Genomic DNA, 14,144 nt, shown 5'->3' with positions numbered 1-14,144 from the left:
CGAGGCGCCGGGTGAGGCGGCAGGCCTCACAGCATCATTCGCAGCCGGTGCGCCCAGTTCACGATGTCGGCCACGTTGTGCGCGTCGAGCTTGCGCATCATGTTCAGCCGGTGCGTTTCGACGGTCTTCACGCTGATCGACAACAGTTGCGCGATGTCGCGGTTGCGCTGGCCTTCGGCCACAAGCTTGAGCACCTGGCGCTCGCGCAGCGTCAGCGACCGTTCGGGCATCTCGGCCGTGCTCGGGCGCAGCGTATATGGCATGCCCGTCGAATCGTGCGTGCCGCCGAACACGGCGGGATCGACGTAACGCTCGCCGCGTATGACCTGACAGGCTGCGTGGATCAACGTCTCGCGAGTGCTGCTTTTGAGCACGAACGCCACGGCACCGGCTTCCAACGCCTGGCGCGCGCGCTCGCTATCGTCGCTCGCCGAGTTGACCAAAATGCGCAGGTCCGGCCAGCGCTGAGCACACTGACGGATCACATCCACGCCGTCCATGCCGGGCAGCCCCAGATCCAGCATCATCAGGGCAGGCCGATGCATCACGCAGGCCCGATACACGTCCAGTCCGTTGACGACCCTCGCCAGCACGCACCATCCGAGATCGTGCTCGATCAGATGGCAAAGACCGTCGGCCAGCAGTTCGTGATCCTCCACAACGATGACACCGATACACCCCGTCATTCGCAGCTCCTCGATTGTTAGTCATTAGCGTTCATGCAGATTTTTGTTCACTTCCTTTCGGTTCCGGACAAGTCGCTCGAAACTTGTGCCATCGCCCCAGATGTCGCATGGGAAAACGTCGCACGTTGCGTTCTTCGACGTCGACTTCAGGTCTGCGCCGGATGGCGGCATCAACGCAACGCTTGATAATGACGATCCTTGAACGGCGCCAAATCGACCGGCGACGACAAGCGATGACGTGCGCTTTCGATCCCCGCTTTGGATCCCGTATCGATGCCGCCCGTGCCTCGTTCTCCGTCCCTTGCCTTGCCTCCTTCAGATACCTATGCGTTTGCCATTTGCGCTTGCTGCGCTCGACTGGATTGCCCCGCGCGACGTACAAGGTGCGCGCATCGCGCTCGATCTCGACGGTCAACGCGGCTGGACCTGTCCCGCGAGCGGCGGCTACTGTGTGGCAACAGCGGTGGCATTGCCTCACGATCCTCAGGCACCGCGCACGCAGTCGCTCGCGACGACGCTCGAAGGCGACACCGCGCGCTCACGCTGGCTCATGCGTCTCTCGCTGGTGATCGCCGGTCAACCGGCGCTGCGCGACGACAGTCTGTGCATCGCAAACGACACCCTCTGGTGGGTTCACCGTTTCGACGGCGGCGATCCGGCGGCACGCGTGGAAGCACAACTTCGCCGCCAGCTTCTGGCATGCACGATGGTGGCTTCGCAAGGCATGCGGACACAGGCTACGTCTCCCGCCTCGTTCACTGCGTCCGCCTCGCCGGTGTCTCACGCCGCTGGCGCCGCAGACGCCAGCCGGCGTCTGCACACGCTGCGCCGTTGCTGATCATGCGGTCTCACCTCAAGCGCCTCGCGCTCTTCGCTGCCGCTCTCCTCGCAGGTTTTGTACCGGTCACGTCTGCCGTCGCGTCGTCGCCCGCGCCGTTCGCGGCGCGCACCGCCCCGATGTCGCCTGTCACGCCCGAGTGGCGCGGCGGCCCGTTCGTTTTTCAGAGCGCCGGCACGCCGCTTGCGGAACTGTTGCGCGATTTCGGCGCCCATCACGGCATTCCGACCACGGTGAGCGCGCAAGTCGACGACCGCTTCATCGGCACGCTGCCTGCGGGTGCGGCCCAGGCAACGCTCGACGCGCTATCGGAACGTTATCGGCTTTCGTGGTACTTCAACGGCCAGACGCTGAACATCTATAAGTCCAGCGAGGCCACACGACGCGTCATGTCATTGCGTCACGCGTCGCCCGGCGACTTGCTCGAGCACCTTCGCGACGCTGGGGTATTGCACCCTCGACACTGCGTCGCACGGGCGATTCCGGCGACACACGCGCTCGAAATCGCCGGCGTTCCGGCCTGCATCGAAACCGTATCGATGCTCGCGGAATACGTGGAACGGGACGCCCGAGATCAGCAGGAAAGCGAAGAGACCATCAAGATATTTCCCCTGAAATTCGCCACGGCGGACGACACGAGGTACTTTTATCGCGGGCAGGAAGTCGTCGTGCCGGGCGTCGTCAGCGTACTGAAAGATCTGATTCTCGGCGCCGGTCCGCTCGTCGTCACCGCCGCCACGCCGGCGACACCCGGCGCTCCTGTCGCCGCAGCCCCCGCCGCTCGTCCCGGTACGCCACGGTTCTCCGCCGACCCGCGCCGCAATGCGGTCATCGTGCGAGAGCGCCGGCAGAATCTGCCCATCTACGGCGACCTGATCGCCCAGCTCGACATCCGCCCACGACTGGTCGACATCTCCGTGGCGATCATCGACGTCAACGCCAGCGATATTGCCGAGCTTGGCGTCGACTTCTCGGGCAACGCACGTATTGGCGGTTTCGGCGCCGTGTCGCTCAACGGACAGTTGCAGGACGGCGACAGCGGCACGTTCACGACCGTGGTGGGGGACACCAACAAGTTCATGGTGAATCTGAGCGCACTGGAGCGAAACTCCAAGGCGCGCGTGCTCTCCCGACCGTCCATCGTCACGCTTGACAACATGCAGGCCGTGCTCGATCGAAGCGTGACGTTCTATACCAAGGTGTCCGGTGAAAAGGTTGCCAAACTGGAAAGCGTGACGTCGGGCTCGCTGCTGCGCGTGACACCGCGACTCGTTCCCAACGACGGTGACGATGCCGGTCGCGAGCAAGTGATGCTCACGCTCAATATCGAAGACGGTGGCGAGGTCCGTAGCGAACGCAATTCGCGCAACGAAGTCCCGACCATCCGCAACTCGTCGATTTCAACGCATGCCACGCTACAGGCCGGACAAAGCCTGTTACTGGGCGGATTCGTGCAGGACACGCAACAGGAGCACGAGCGCAAGATTCCGCTGCTGGGAGATCTGCCGCTTATCGGACGCCTGTTCAGCTCGACAAGCAACCGGAACGACAGCGTGATGCGTCTGTTTCTGATCAAGGCCGAACCGGCGGCCGACGTGCCAAGCGCATGACCATGCTGACGCTGACGCTGCTCGACGGCCCGCTCGCGGGACGTCCCATGCCGCTGCCGCCGGGCTCGCTCACCATCGGCCACGGCGATTCCGACATCGCGATGGCGCTCGAACACGACGCACGCATCGAGCTTCACGTCGACGACAACGGTGCACGACTCGTGTCCGCCGCGCCCGTCTGGGTAGACGGCGCACCGTTCATGCTCCCCAACGACGACACCCTCGACACGCCAGCGCTTCCTCTGCACACGGTGATCGACCTCGCCGGGCTGGGCATCTGGCTCGCAGACGGTACGCAGGACATGCCGATCCATACACCGAAGCGTCCCGAGCGGCGTGCACCGTGTACGGCATCGCCGCCGACAGCGCAGGATGTCGCGTCGCGCGGGCGAGCGCCGGCAGCATGGATCGCCGTCACGGGCATGTCGTTGCTGATCGCCGCGGCGGGTGTGGCGATCTGGCGCACAGGAACGGCCAATGTCATCTCCCCGCCGCCGCAGTCCGACGCCCTGAAGACCCTTGCCGCACGCATTGCGCCTCAGGTCGCACTGAATACCACCGGCGACACGGTACGCCTGACCGGTGGCTGCCTCGACGACGGTACGCGTGCGCGCCTGCGCGCCGAAGCACGTTGGCAGGGAAAGGCCATGAGCGACGAAACATGGTGTCCGGAAGACGCGATGCAGACAGTGAACACGCTGCTGCGCCTGCACGGCTTCGGTAGCGCGTTGGTGAATGTGGCGGCCGACGGCGAGGTCGTCATCAGCGGGCCCCTTGTGGCCGACGCACGCTGGCGTGCGGCATCCGACGCCCTTGACGCGCTGTCGTTACCGCATGGCTGGCGTATCGCACAAGGCGCCACGCAGAGCTTCGAACAGTTGGTGAAGACGCTGAGAGAGGCCGGCCAGTTGCGCGGCATCGACATCTCGCGCGATCGCAGCGGATGGCGGCTCACGGGGGCACTGACGGCGGGGCGGCATGCGTCGTTGAAGGGGATCGTCGACACCTGGAATGCCACGGCGAATGCGATGCCCGTGCGCATCGAACCGTTGCCTGCGCCGATACCGACGTTGGGCGACACGGGTTTTTCCGCACCGCTCGTGAGCATTGGCGGATCGCCCGACGCACCTCAATTGACGCTCGCCGACGGCACACGGCTTGCGCAGGGCGTGCGCCTGCCCGGCGGTGCACGCGTGCTCGCCATCCACCCCGACGGCGTGTCGGTCAGCACGCACGACCGGCTCTTCTACCTTCCTCTGACTGCGGAGAACTTGCATGGTGATTCGTCTGACCCAGCTTGAAGATCAACTTGCAGCGTCTCCCGGGCCGGTCGCTCGCGAGGTCGGCGCACAACTCGATACTGCCCGGCAGTCGTTGCAACAAGCGCTGCGCGAACCACTCCCTCCCGCAGAACACGCGCTGGCGCAGACGCAGATGCAAGCCGTTCAGGCAGCCCACGCGATTCTGGAACGCATGGCGCAGCGGTACGACACGTCATATGGACGCTCGTCATGACGGCGATCGCTGCCGTCGCCCGAATAGCGAGTCACGTGTTGGGATCAAGCGTGCGCAGAAGCCAAAAACGGGCTCGCTCGACCAAAGTCCTCGCGAGCGCGTCATGAGAGCCTTCGGCATCGCGCGCGCCCGCGCGAGTGGGTCGCATTCCGGTCATGCCGGATAACACTCGCCCGGGGCACGTGTCGATTTTTTCCACTCTCCACGCAAATCATGCCAAGTTACGACCTAGCGCAAACTCTCGTCGAAGCTCTGAAGTTGATCGGCTGCGACCCCGGCAAGATCGATGCCGTCGACAATCACTCGCCTATCGAGCTAACGTTCAACGCCTCACCCAACATCATTGTGGAAACGCTGGAAGATAAGGTGTGCAGTATTCATGCCGTGGTGGCCACTGACGAAGCCGCGCGGCTGCATCGCGCGAACAGCGAACGCCTTCTGCAGTTCCTCATCGAACCTGCGGAATGGGCCGTCACGGGTCATGTGCAGTTGAGCGAGCGCGACAACCGCCTCATTCTTCACGCGCAAGTCAAAGAGAAAACCGCTGCCGAGCCAGAGCCGTTTGCGCAGGCACTCACCGATTTTTACGACCGCATCAAACTCTGCCGGGAACATCTGCGCGCCTGAGCGCCCTCTCCGGCACCTCTTGGCGCATTTGATGTGCGCCAATCCCCCCGCCTCTGCCCCCTTTCCCTTTCACCCTTCCGCCTTCCTGCGGCCTTAGCCGCCCGACGCGTCGCCTTCCTGAGCGATCTCCGTGCGCCAGACGTCGAGCGCTTCACCGAGCGTCTCGCGTTGCGTCTCGTCGCGGAAGCAGCCGTCGTGCGCCGCCTTGACCAGTTGCGTCAACTCGCGCGAGAGCGCGTAGCGGGCCTGCACCGTGACCATGCCCAGATATGCCGCACGCTGCGCCAGCCACTCCGCACCTGCCCAGGGTTGGTCCAGCAATGTCAGGACTTCCGCAATCATGGTGTCCGTTTCGAACGCGCGGCAACCGGCCGCCCGTATGGCTTGCGCGGATTGCTCGCACGCCGACTCCATCGTGAGGAACAGCACCACACGGCGAAGATCGTCGACGACAGCCGCGAGGCGCTGCGTGTCCGCGTCGGCTTGCTCGGCCCCCAGTTCCAGACCCAGCGCCTGCATGAGCGCACGCAAACGCGCGCGCCGCTGCGGAAACCGCCGACATTCTTCGAACCATTGGGTAAGCGAACGCTGTGGCCCCTGCGATTGACGGAATAGCGATTTGAGTTGTTGCAGCAACGCCATGCCGGGACGTTGACCGTCCCCGCACTCCAGCGCCGCGAAGGCCTCGATCGCCCATGTCTCGGAGGATGTCAGTTCCTCCAGCGTGCGGCGCAAGCGCGTGCGCGTTCCGGCATCCAGCCCGCTGTCGGCGAGCCAGGCCGCGACAACAAGGGCGGCGTGTCCCGCCGACATTTGCGTCTGCCGAATCAGCAAATGCGGATCGGGGACGAACGGAAGATCGCGCAATTGCCCGCGCAACGTCTCGAACTGCGCACCGTTCACACGCGAGAAGCGGTGCATCTGCTGCTCGAACAAGGCGCGTGCACGTTGTTTGTCGTCGCGCACGTCGCGCTCGCCCGTGCGACGGAATCGCACGCCCAGCGCGAAACTGAGGTTTTCCTGCGACTCGGCGAAGGCCGCCTCCTCGTTCTGCGCAATCGCCGCTTCGATCAGCGCAATATGGCCCGGCGCGTCGGTCGCGCCTCCTCGCGACGACCGCCCTTCACCTTCGAGCCCTTGCCACTCGTCCGCAAGTATCCGCTCGAGTGACTTGTTCTCCTGCCCTGACGGGATGACGGTGTGGCCGGAAGACGGCAGACGTTCAACCATAAGCGACCTCGAGACTGGGACTGACATGCAGACGCTCGATCACCGCCGCCAGATCCGCATCGAGATCGAGACATACGGTCACCCATTCGCTCTCGAGACGGGCCTGTCGATCGCCGAGCGTGGCGTCCGGCGTGCACGCGAGCACGATGTCGGCATTGCGCAGTGCGAGGGCCACAGCGTCGAGATGCGCGGGCGACACGCGCAGTACGAGCGCCCCCTCGCGGACCAACCCCGGCAATGCCCGCCCGACACGTTGCGCGAAACGCTCGCCGACGTCGAGCGTATCCACGAAATTCGACAGCGCACCGGTCAGGGCCTCTGCCACACGGCGCTCCAGCGAGTGAATGATCTGACGCTCAAGCGCCGCCTCGTCGATGAGCCACTCGACGGTTTGCGCGACGGCCTCGCGATGTGCTGCGTCCGCCAGCGCTGCCGCCTCCTGCTGCGCCTGCTTGCGCGCGTCGTCTTGCCACGCGTCGCGCAAGACCTGCGCGTCGGCTCTCGCCTGCTCGCGCTCCGCCAGCGCGGCGTCGCGCTCGGCCTGCGCCTGCGCCATCCACCGGGCCCGCACGCCCGCCTGCTCGCGCAGCCGCGAGAGCGTCTCGGCGGATATCACGGGGCCCGCTGGCGCAGGCCCCTCGAAGGTTTCGATAGTCGTCAATGCAAAGTCGATGACATACATAGCATCTTCTCCAACGCGACGAGCCGTGGCCAGATGTCGTCCATTGCCGGCACACCGGCTGACGTCGGGCTGGCCTCGGCCGGAGGCGGCAACAGGATTCGCGCGGCTTTGCCCACGGTCGCCATGTCCGTCGCCGGCGGCATCGGGGCACTGTCCAGACACGCACCGGTCGTCGCCAGCGCCGCTTCGACAATCTCGTCTGGCGAAAACGCAGAGCGCGCCGGCCACTCTCGTCGCGTGAGCAGCAACCGGTCGCACTGCCAGGCGTCGAGCCATGACGACAGTGCGCGGCGATAGGTGCCGAGCAGGAGATAGTCCGGACACCCCAACATGCGTAAGCCGTAGGCCAGCGAGACCCGCCGTAGGCGAGGGACCAGCCGCAGCACGGCATGCGCCGTGTCGCTCTCGGGCGGGGCGCAATCGCGCGTCGCCGCGTCGGGCCATCCCCGGCGAGTGATCAACAGACGATCGATATGGGCCCGGCAAACGGCGTGTTGCCGATAGGTGTCCCGCCACGCCAACATGTCGAACTCTCGCCACCAGCCGTCATCCATATGCAAGCCCGGTTGCCAGATCAGGCGGGCAAGCTGACTGACATTGCCGTTGTGCAGACGGCTCACGTCGTCCTCACCACCCGGGCCCGCAAGCGCTCGATCCACGTGGCTCGGCGTCGCCACGCCATGACACCTGCGGCGATCAGGCCAACGCTCGCCGCGGCGACCATGCCCCATCCCAATGCGGTGCGCCACCGTCCAGCCTTCGCAGCGACCTCGGCCTGCGCTCCCGACGAAGCATTGATGGCCGCGCGCGGCAAACGATAGTCAGATGGCTGCAAGACGATGCTGATACGCTCCGGTGTCACACCCGGCACGCTGTCATGCACCAGACTGCGGATATCGGTCATGCGCTGTGTCATGTTGACCTCCGGGCTGTACTTCACGAAGACAGCCACGCCGGGCGGCAAGGTCGAGCGCCCCGCCGAGTCCACCGGCACCTGTGCGATGGAGACCTCGGCCACCATCACGCCGTCGAGCGCCGTCAGCATGCGCTCGAGCCGTTGCTCCTTGAGATACGTGAGCTTCGCCTGCTCCTGTACGGGAGAACTGACGAGCTGTCCGGGCGGGAATACATCCTCCACCGAGGCTCGCTTCTGACGTGGCAACCCGTGCTGACGCAGTACTTCGACGCCGCGCACGAAATCACCGCGTTCGATGCGGACCGTCATGCCATTGGTGTCGGCGCGCTTGTCGGCATGCAATCCGGAGACGAGCAGCAACGCCAGCATCTGGTTCGCCTCGGTCTCGCTCAGCGAGCGATGCAATTCGACCTTACATCCCGCGAGCATCAACACAAGCGCGCCACCAAGCCACCATCGGCCAAGCCGGCGTTTGCTCGTCGCGAACGTCGCGAGTGACCCCGCCATTTTTACGACACCCGCGATGCGAACGCCGTGCGTCATTGCATGTGAACCAGCTTGTTCACGCCCTGCGTCGCGGCGCCTGCCGTCTTCGCGACGAAATCGAGCGCCAGCACGCGCTCGGTCAACACGCGTTGTGCGTCGAGCATGCGCCCCGGCTCGTCCAGCGTGCGCTCGTCCAACGTCACACGCTCGGCGAGCCGCTCCGTGCGCCCCGCAAGCTTTCCGGCCGCGCTGAGCAGATGATGTTCCGGCAGCGATGGGGCACTGGCCAGTGCCCGACCGAAGAGAACCGCATCGTTCTCGCCCGCGGTGGGACTCGGGAAGGTCTTTGCCGGCGGCGTCGCAGCCGCGACATGCGCCGCGATTTCGGAGATCGAGGGAGTGGTCATGACAAGAGAATCGGTGAGGGGGAGAGAGAAGCAGAGGACGGCGTAACGCAAGACGCGTGCGTCGACGCGGCCAGATCGCGCGCATCCATCGCATCGAGCCAGCGGGCGAGTACGTCGGTCGCCGCGTCGTGCTCGCGTGCGGCGACTGCGGCGCCCGCCAGATGCGCGCGCGCCGCGCCGGTATCGCCGAGGGCAATGAGCAGCGCCACGTGCAGCCACTGACGCGTCTCCCGATCCGTCACGAGCGATGGCAGCGCGCGCAGAATCATTCGGGGCTCCGCGCACATGCCGTGATGCGCGCCCGCGATGGCCAACTCGACGATGCGCTGGCGGGTCGGGGCATCCAGCCATCGGCCCACGGCATGGCTGGACGTGGATTCCATCGGCGTCATGCGATCTTGGCGATGATGCCCATCATCGTGTCCTTGAGCAGCTTGATCGTCGCACTGTGCAAACCGATCATCGTCGAAAACTGTTGCAACTTGAATTGCACATCGAGCATGTGTCCCGGGTCATTAATCTCCCGGCTGCGCACGGCTTGTGTCGCCTCATTCGACATACCTCGCACGCCCTCGGACATGCTGCGATGGATCTCTTCGATGTTCATTGCACGCCTCCCCCTTCAGGCAAGGCGCCGTGACCGGCGACCAGATCGGCACGCATGGCCGCATAGGCGTCGGCCCGTGGCATGGCGACGCGACGTCCCCCACGCTGTGGCGGCGTGCCGAGACGAATCTCCGTCGGGGCACAGTCGAATCGTTTGCGGAAGGTATCGGTGAAATGCGCGTGGTTCGTGAAACCGCACTCGAGCGCGATATCGAGCACCTTGTGACGCGTGGAGAGCAGCAGATCGCGGGCCAGTCGCAGGCGACGTTCAAGCAGCCACTGCTTCGCGGGCATGCCATACGTCTGCTGGAACAGATAGCGGAACTTGCGCAACGGCATGCCGAACTCTTCCGCGAGGCGTCCGACCGGCCACGGCCGGTGAAAATTCGCCTCGACGAAATCGAACAGCGAGTGGCTGCCCGCAATCGTCTGACGCAACATCGCCGAGAAGTAACGCTGATCGCGACAGAGGCAGTACACGTAGAAGAAACGCAGCATCGCCATGCGGTCGATGTTCTGCAACGTCATTGCCACGTCCACCATGGTGGGTTCGAGGACCAGCGTGCGGGCCGCTTGCCGGTGAAAGACGCCTAGCGGGCGACGATCGAGCAGATCGACGACGTCCGGGTACAGCGCTTGCAGATCGCAGGCATGAAAGTCGTGTGACACCACCGGCCCTGGGGCATCCAGCGTCGCATCCGAACTGGTGGCGGTCATGCTGCCGGCCGGCAGCGTGTGCACGAGACCGCTCACATTCAGTTTGACGTCGTGGCGGCTGATCAGAAATCGCACCGTACTCATAGGCTCCTCCTCTGACGATAACTCGTCGGCGGGATGACAAAGTCGAAGGTCACACCATAGGCGAGTACGCGCGCGAGCATCATCCGGTGGACACCTTAAAGTGAGCCGTCACGCACCGGAGTTTTCGCTTTTAGGAAGAGTGCTGCCGGGAAGCATAAAAAAACCCGACGCAACATCGCGTCGGGTTCGGGGGAGCGATGCGGCCTCTCGCCGTTCGCTCAGGCCGCGGGGGCCGCAGCGAAACTGTCGGCGCGCGCCATCGGCCAGTACTTTTCGTAAAGCTGATAGCGGAACTGCCCGCGCAGCAGATCGCCGGGCTCGAGATACTTCAGCGACTCCGACATCAGGCGAATCTCATTGGACGACACACGCCTGACGATGTGATGCGCACGCAAGTCCGACGGATGCGACAGTCCCGCTGCCTGAATCAGTTCCTGCAACGCGTGCAACGTATGCGAATGGAACTGCTGCACGCGTTGCGCCTTGTCCGGTACCACGAGTGCGCGTTGACGCAACGTATCCTGCGTCGCCACGCCCGTCGGACAGCGATCGGTGTGGCACTTCTGCGATTGAATGCAACCGATGGCGAACATGAAGCCGCGGGCCGAATTGCACCAGTCCGCGCCGATGGCGAGCGTGCGGGCGATATCGAACGCGGTGACGATCTTGCCCGACGCACCAATGCGGATCTTGTCGCGCAGCCCCGCGCCCACGAGTGTGTTGTGCACGAGCAGCAGCCCTTCCTGCAACGGCGCGCCCACATGATCGGTGAACTCCAGCGGCGCAGCGCCAGTGCCGCCTTCCGAGCCGTCCACGACGATGAAGTCGGGCAGGATGCCACTTTCGAGCATGGCCTTCACAATGCCGAAGAATTCCCACGGATGGCCGATGCACAGCTTGAATCCGGTCGGCTTGCCACCCGAGAGCGTGCGCAGACGGTCGACGAATTGCAGCAGGCCGAGCGGCGTGGAGAACTCGCTGTGACGCGACGGCGAAATGCAGTCCTGCCCCATCGGCACGCCGCGCGTGGCCGAAATTTCCGGCGTGATCTTCGCAGCAGGCAGCACGCCGCCATGTCCCGGCTTCGCGCCTTGCGAGAGCTTCACCTCGATCATCTTCACCTGCGGCGTGGTCGCCTGCGCGGCAAACTTTTCGGCATTGAACGTGCCGTCGTCGTTGCGGCAACCGAAGTAGCCCGACGCCACTTCCCAGATCAGATCGCCCCCCTGCTCGCGATGATGCGGCGAGATCGACCCTTCGCCCGTATCGTGAATGAAGTTACCGAGCTTCGCCCCACGATTGAGCGCGCGAATCGCGTTGGCCGAGAGCGCGCCGAAACTCATGGCGGAGATGTTGAAGATCGACGCCGAATACGGTTGTGCCCGATCCGCACCGATGGTGATGCGAAAGTCGTGATCTTTGAGAACGGTCGGGGCGAGCGAATGTGCAATCCATTCGTAGCCGGTCGCCTTGACGTCGACCTCGGTGCCGAACGGCCGGCTGTCGACGTCCCCCTTGGCACGCTGGTAGACAATGCTGCGCTGAGCACGCGAGAACGGCGTCTCGGACGTGTCGTCTTCCACGAAGTACTGGCGAATCTCCGGCCGGATGAATTCGAACAGAAACCGGAAATGCCCCCACAGCGGGTAATTGCGCAGCACGGCGTGACGCTGCTGGAGGACGTCCCACACCCCGAGAACGACCAACGCCGCAAAGGGTAGCGGCCAGAGCGGATGCCAGCCGTCGAACAGCACCAACGCGAGTGCTGTGACGAGCAACGCGACAACGAGCCAGAGAGCCAGGAATCGGCGCGAAAACATGAAACCTCCTTGCTTTGGGGGGACACTCACCGGTCACGCTGCCGGGTGTGTCCCCGGCAAGCGCCGGTGGCTTCAATGCGTATTGAGGATGGTGTGCTTGGCCGCCACGGCGGCTGGCGTATCGACGTTGCCCGGCCCCGACGTCGCTGCCGGCGTCGTTGAGGCGATGATGCCGCCGCCCAGACAGATCTCGCCGTCGTACAGTACAGCCGACTGGCCCGGCGTGACGGCCCACTGCGACTCGGAGAACGAGAGAGTGAGTGCACCTGCATCTGCGCGCACGACTTCGCAGGCGGCGTCCGCCTGGCGATAGCGTGTTTTCGCACCGCAATGCGTGCCCTCGGCCGGCGGCTCGCCGGCGACCCACGACAGGTCTTCCGCGTCTAGCGTGCTCGAGAGCAGCCACGGGTGATCGTGGCCTTGCACCACATATAGCGTATTGCTCGCCATATCCTTGCGCGCCACGAACCACGGCTCGCCGGAGCCGTCGCGGCTGCCCCCCAGACCGATGCCCTTGCGTTGCCCCAGCGTGTAGAACGCCAGACCAACGTGTTCGCCCACGATGGCGCCATCGGGCGTCTTCATCGGCCCCGGCTTGGTCGGCAGGTACCGGTTGAGGAAGTCGCGGAACGGACGCTCGCCGATGAAGCAGATCCCCGTCGAATCCTTTTTCTTCGCGTTGGGCAGACCGATCTGTGCGGCAATCTCGCGAACCTTCGTCTTCGGCATGTCGCCGAGCGGGAACATCGTGCGCGAGAGTTGCTTCTGGTTCAACCGGTGCAGGAAGTAGCTCTGGTCCTTGGTATGGTCGAACGCCTTGAGCAGTTCGAAACGCCCTTCACGCTCACGCACGCGGGCGTAATGGCCGGTGGCGATGGTTTCACCGCCCAGCGCCACGGCGTGGTCCAGAAATGCCTTGAACTTGATTTCGGCATTGCAAAGCACGTCCGGGTTGGGCGTTCGCCCGGCCGAATACTCGCGCAGGAACTCCGCGAATACGCGGTCCTTGTACTCGGCGGCAAAATTCACCGCTTCGACATCGATGCCGATCAGATCGGCGACCGACACCACGTCGATCCAGTCCTGCCGGGTCGAACAGTATTCGCTGTCGTCATCGTCTTCCCAGTTCTTCATGAACAGACCGACGACGTCGTAGCCTTGTTGTTTGAGCAGCCATGCCGTGACCGACGAATCCACGCCGCCCGACATGCCCACCACTACGCGTTTTTGACTCATGTATTGCCTTGCCCACCGGCAACGGCCGGATGGGTCTGAAGTATCGCGAGGTCGTAACGTACCCCCCGCAGGTAATCGTCCATGCATCGCTCGAGAATGGGCGAGCGGTGCCGCGCACGTTGCGCCCGCACTTCGTCCGGCGTGAGCCAGAGCGTGCCGACGATACCCTCGTCGAGCGTGCGCGATGCATCGAATGCGCCCAGCGTGCCGGTGAAGGCGAAGCGCAGATAGGCGATGTCGTCCGGGCCGGGGGCCAGATAGATGCCCAGCAAATGCTGCGGCTCGAACGGATGCGCGGTCTCTTCGAGAACCTCGCGACGCACGGCATCGAGGATCGACTCGCCCGGCTCAAGATGGCCGGCCGGTTGATTGATCAACAGGCCCGCACGCTTTTGCTCTTCGACAAACAGAAAACGGCCGTCGCGCTCGACGACCGCCGCGACCGTCACGTTGGGCTTCCAGCGTGCATTCATGGCACATCCTTGCGGGACGCGGGACCTGGCGGACCCTGATACGCCAGGACGTTACCCCGATAAAACCGACATTTTACCGTCTGGCGGTGTTTGGCGCAGGAGACCGGCGATTCGCACAACCGACCGGTCGGTCGGCTCAGAGGCCCGCCATCCGTGCACATTCGCATATCCATATGTCGTTTCGTGCAATAGGCGGGTTTGTAATCTTCGG

The 14,144-nt window shown here is 64.4% G+C and carries 17 protein-coding genes; 5 read left to right on the top strand and 12 right to left on the bottom strand.

Going from position 1 to position 14,144, the window contains the following annotated elements; all coding sequences use genetic code 11:
* Nucleotides 1–26 precede the first annotated feature (26 nt).
* Entirely contained in the window at nucleotides 27–686 is a 660-nt protein-coding gene (locus PI93_RS04305) for a two component system response regulator (RefSeq protein ID WP_039374572.1), read from the bottom strand.
* Nucleotides 687–1,011: 325 nt separating this feature from the next.
* Between PI93_RS04305 and PI93_RS04300 the strand changes: the two genes are divergently transcribed.
* The 5 genes from PI93_RS04300 (at nucleotide 1,012) to PI93_RS04280 (ending at nucleotide 5,276) form a co-directional block, all read left to right on the top strand.
* Entirely contained in the window at nucleotides 1,012–1,524 is a 513-nt protein-coding gene (locus PI93_RS04300) for a hypothetical protein (RefSeq protein WP_039374573.1), read from the top strand.
* A gap of 2 nt (nucleotides 1,525–1,526) precedes the next feature.
* Nucleotides 1,527–3,134: an EscC/YscC/HrcC family type III secretion system outer membrane ring protein gene (locus tag PI93_RS04295; protein WP_039374575.1), complete on the top strand. Its 1,608-nt coding sequence runs from the start codon at nucleotides 1,527–1,529 to the stop codon at nucleotides 3,132–3,134.
* On the top strand, nucleotides 3,131–4,435 hold the full coding sequence (gene sctD, locus PI93_RS04290) for a type III secretion system inner membrane ring subunit SctD (RefSeq protein WP_039374576.1): 1,305 nt from the start codon (nucleotides 3,131–3,133) through the stop codon (nucleotides 4,433–4,435). Before PI93_RS04295 ends, sctD begins: the two co-directional genes overlap by 4 nt.
* Nucleotides 4,410–4,649 (top strand): EscE/YscE/SsaE family type III secretion system needle protein co-chaperone, encoded by a 240-nt coding sequence (locus tag PI93_RS04285; protein ID WP_039376163.1) that lies wholly within the window; start codon nucleotides 4,410–4,412, stop codon nucleotides 4,647–4,649. Before sctD ends, PI93_RS04285 begins: the two co-directional genes overlap by 26 nt.
* 213 nt (nucleotides 4,650–4,862) lie before the next feature.
* Entirely contained in the window at nucleotides 4,863–5,276 is a 414-nt protein-coding gene (locus PI93_RS04280) for an InvB/SpaK family type III secretion system chaperone (protein WP_039374578.1), read from the top strand.
* Between the two features lie 93 nt (nucleotides 5,277–5,369).
* On the opposite strand, the gene PI93_RS04275 is transcribed toward PI93_RS04280, so the two are convergent.
* The 11 genes from PI93_RS04275 to PI93_RS04225 form a co-directional block, all read right to left on the bottom strand.
* Nucleotides 5,370–6,506 carry a TyeA family type III secretion system gatekeeper subunit gene (locus PI93_RS04275; protein WP_039374579.1) on the bottom strand — a complete coding sequence of 379 codons (1,137 nt, stop codon included), beginning with the start codon at nucleotides 6,504–6,506 and terminating at the stop codon, nucleotides 5,370–5,372.
* Nucleotides 6,499–7,188, bottom strand: a complete 690-nt coding sequence (locus tag PI93_RS04270; protein ID WP_039374580.1) for a hypothetical protein — start codon at nucleotides 7,186–7,188, stop codon at nucleotides 6,499–6,501. Before PI93_RS04270 ends, PI93_RS04275 begins: the two co-directional genes overlap by 8 nt.
* Nucleotides 7,164–7,808: a type III secretion system domain-containing protein gene (locus PI93_RS04265; protein WP_158453310.1), complete on the bottom strand. Its 645-nt coding sequence runs from the start codon at nucleotides 7,806–7,808 to the stop codon at nucleotides 7,164–7,166. Before PI93_RS04265 ends, PI93_RS04270 begins: the two co-directional genes overlap by 25 nt.
* Nucleotides 7,805–8,611 carry a type III secretion system inner membrane ring lipoprotein SctJ gene (sctJ, locus tag PI93_RS04260; RefSeq protein WP_080759440.1) on the bottom strand — a complete coding sequence of 269 codons (807 nt, stop codon included), beginning with the start codon at nucleotides 8,609–8,611 and terminating at the stop codon, nucleotides 7,805–7,807. Before sctJ ends, PI93_RS04265 begins: the two co-directional genes overlap by 4 nt.
* Before the next feature lie 32 nt (nucleotides 8,612–8,643).
* On the bottom strand, nucleotides 8,644–8,997 hold the full coding sequence (gene sctI / locus PI93_RS04255) for a type III secretion system inner rod subunit SctI (RefSeq protein ID WP_052241026.1): 354 nt from the start codon (nucleotides 8,995–8,997) through the stop codon (nucleotides 8,644–8,646).
* Entirely contained in the window at nucleotides 8,994–9,389 is a 396-nt protein-coding gene (locus PI93_RS04250; RefSeq protein ID WP_039374581.1) for a DUF1039 domain-containing protein, read from the bottom strand. Before PI93_RS04250 ends, sctI begins: the two co-directional genes overlap by 4 nt.
* Nucleotides 9,386–9,604 (bottom strand): type III secretion system needle filament subunit SctF, encoded by a 219-nt coding sequence (sctF, locus tag PI93_RS04245; protein ID WP_039374582.1) that lies wholly within the window; start codon nucleotides 9,602–9,604, stop codon nucleotides 9,386–9,388. The genes PI93_RS04250 and sctF overlap by 4 nt, the downstream gene beginning before the upstream one ends.
* Nucleotides 9,601–10,404, bottom strand: coding sequence for a helix-turn-helix transcriptional regulator (locus PI93_RS04240; protein ID WP_052241027.1), 804 nt, complete (start codon nucleotides 10,402–10,404; stop codon nucleotides 9,601–9,603). The genes sctF and PI93_RS04240 overlap by 4 nt, the downstream gene beginning before the upstream one ends.
* 218 nt (nucleotides 10,405–10,622) lie before the next feature.
* Entirely contained in the window at nucleotides 10,623–12,224 is a 1,602-nt protein-coding gene (locus PI93_RS04235; RefSeq protein WP_039374583.1) for an FMN-binding glutamate synthase family protein, read from the bottom strand.
* A 72-nt stretch (nucleotides 12,225–12,296) separates the two neighbouring features.
* Nucleotides 12,297–13,460 (bottom strand): tRNA 2-thiouridine(34) synthase MnmA, encoded by a 1,164-nt coding sequence (gene mnmA, locus PI93_RS04230; RefSeq protein WP_039374585.1) that lies wholly within the window; start codon nucleotides 13,458–13,460, stop codon nucleotides 12,297–12,299.
* Entirely contained in the window at nucleotides 13,457–13,933 is a 477-nt protein-coding gene (locus tag PI93_RS04225; RefSeq protein ID WP_039374586.1) for an NUDIX hydrolase, read from the bottom strand. The genes mnmA and PI93_RS04225 overlap by 4 nt, the downstream gene beginning before the upstream one ends.
* Between the last annotated feature and the right edge of the window lie 211 nt (nucleotides 13,934–14,144).

This window comes from Pandoraea fibrosis, assembly GCF_000807775.2.
Classification (GTDB): Bacteria; Pseudomonadota; Gammaproteobacteria; order Burkholderiales; family Burkholderiaceae; genus Pandoraea; species Pandoraea fibrosis.
This window is presented reverse-complemented; position numbering and strand designations above follow the sequence as displayed.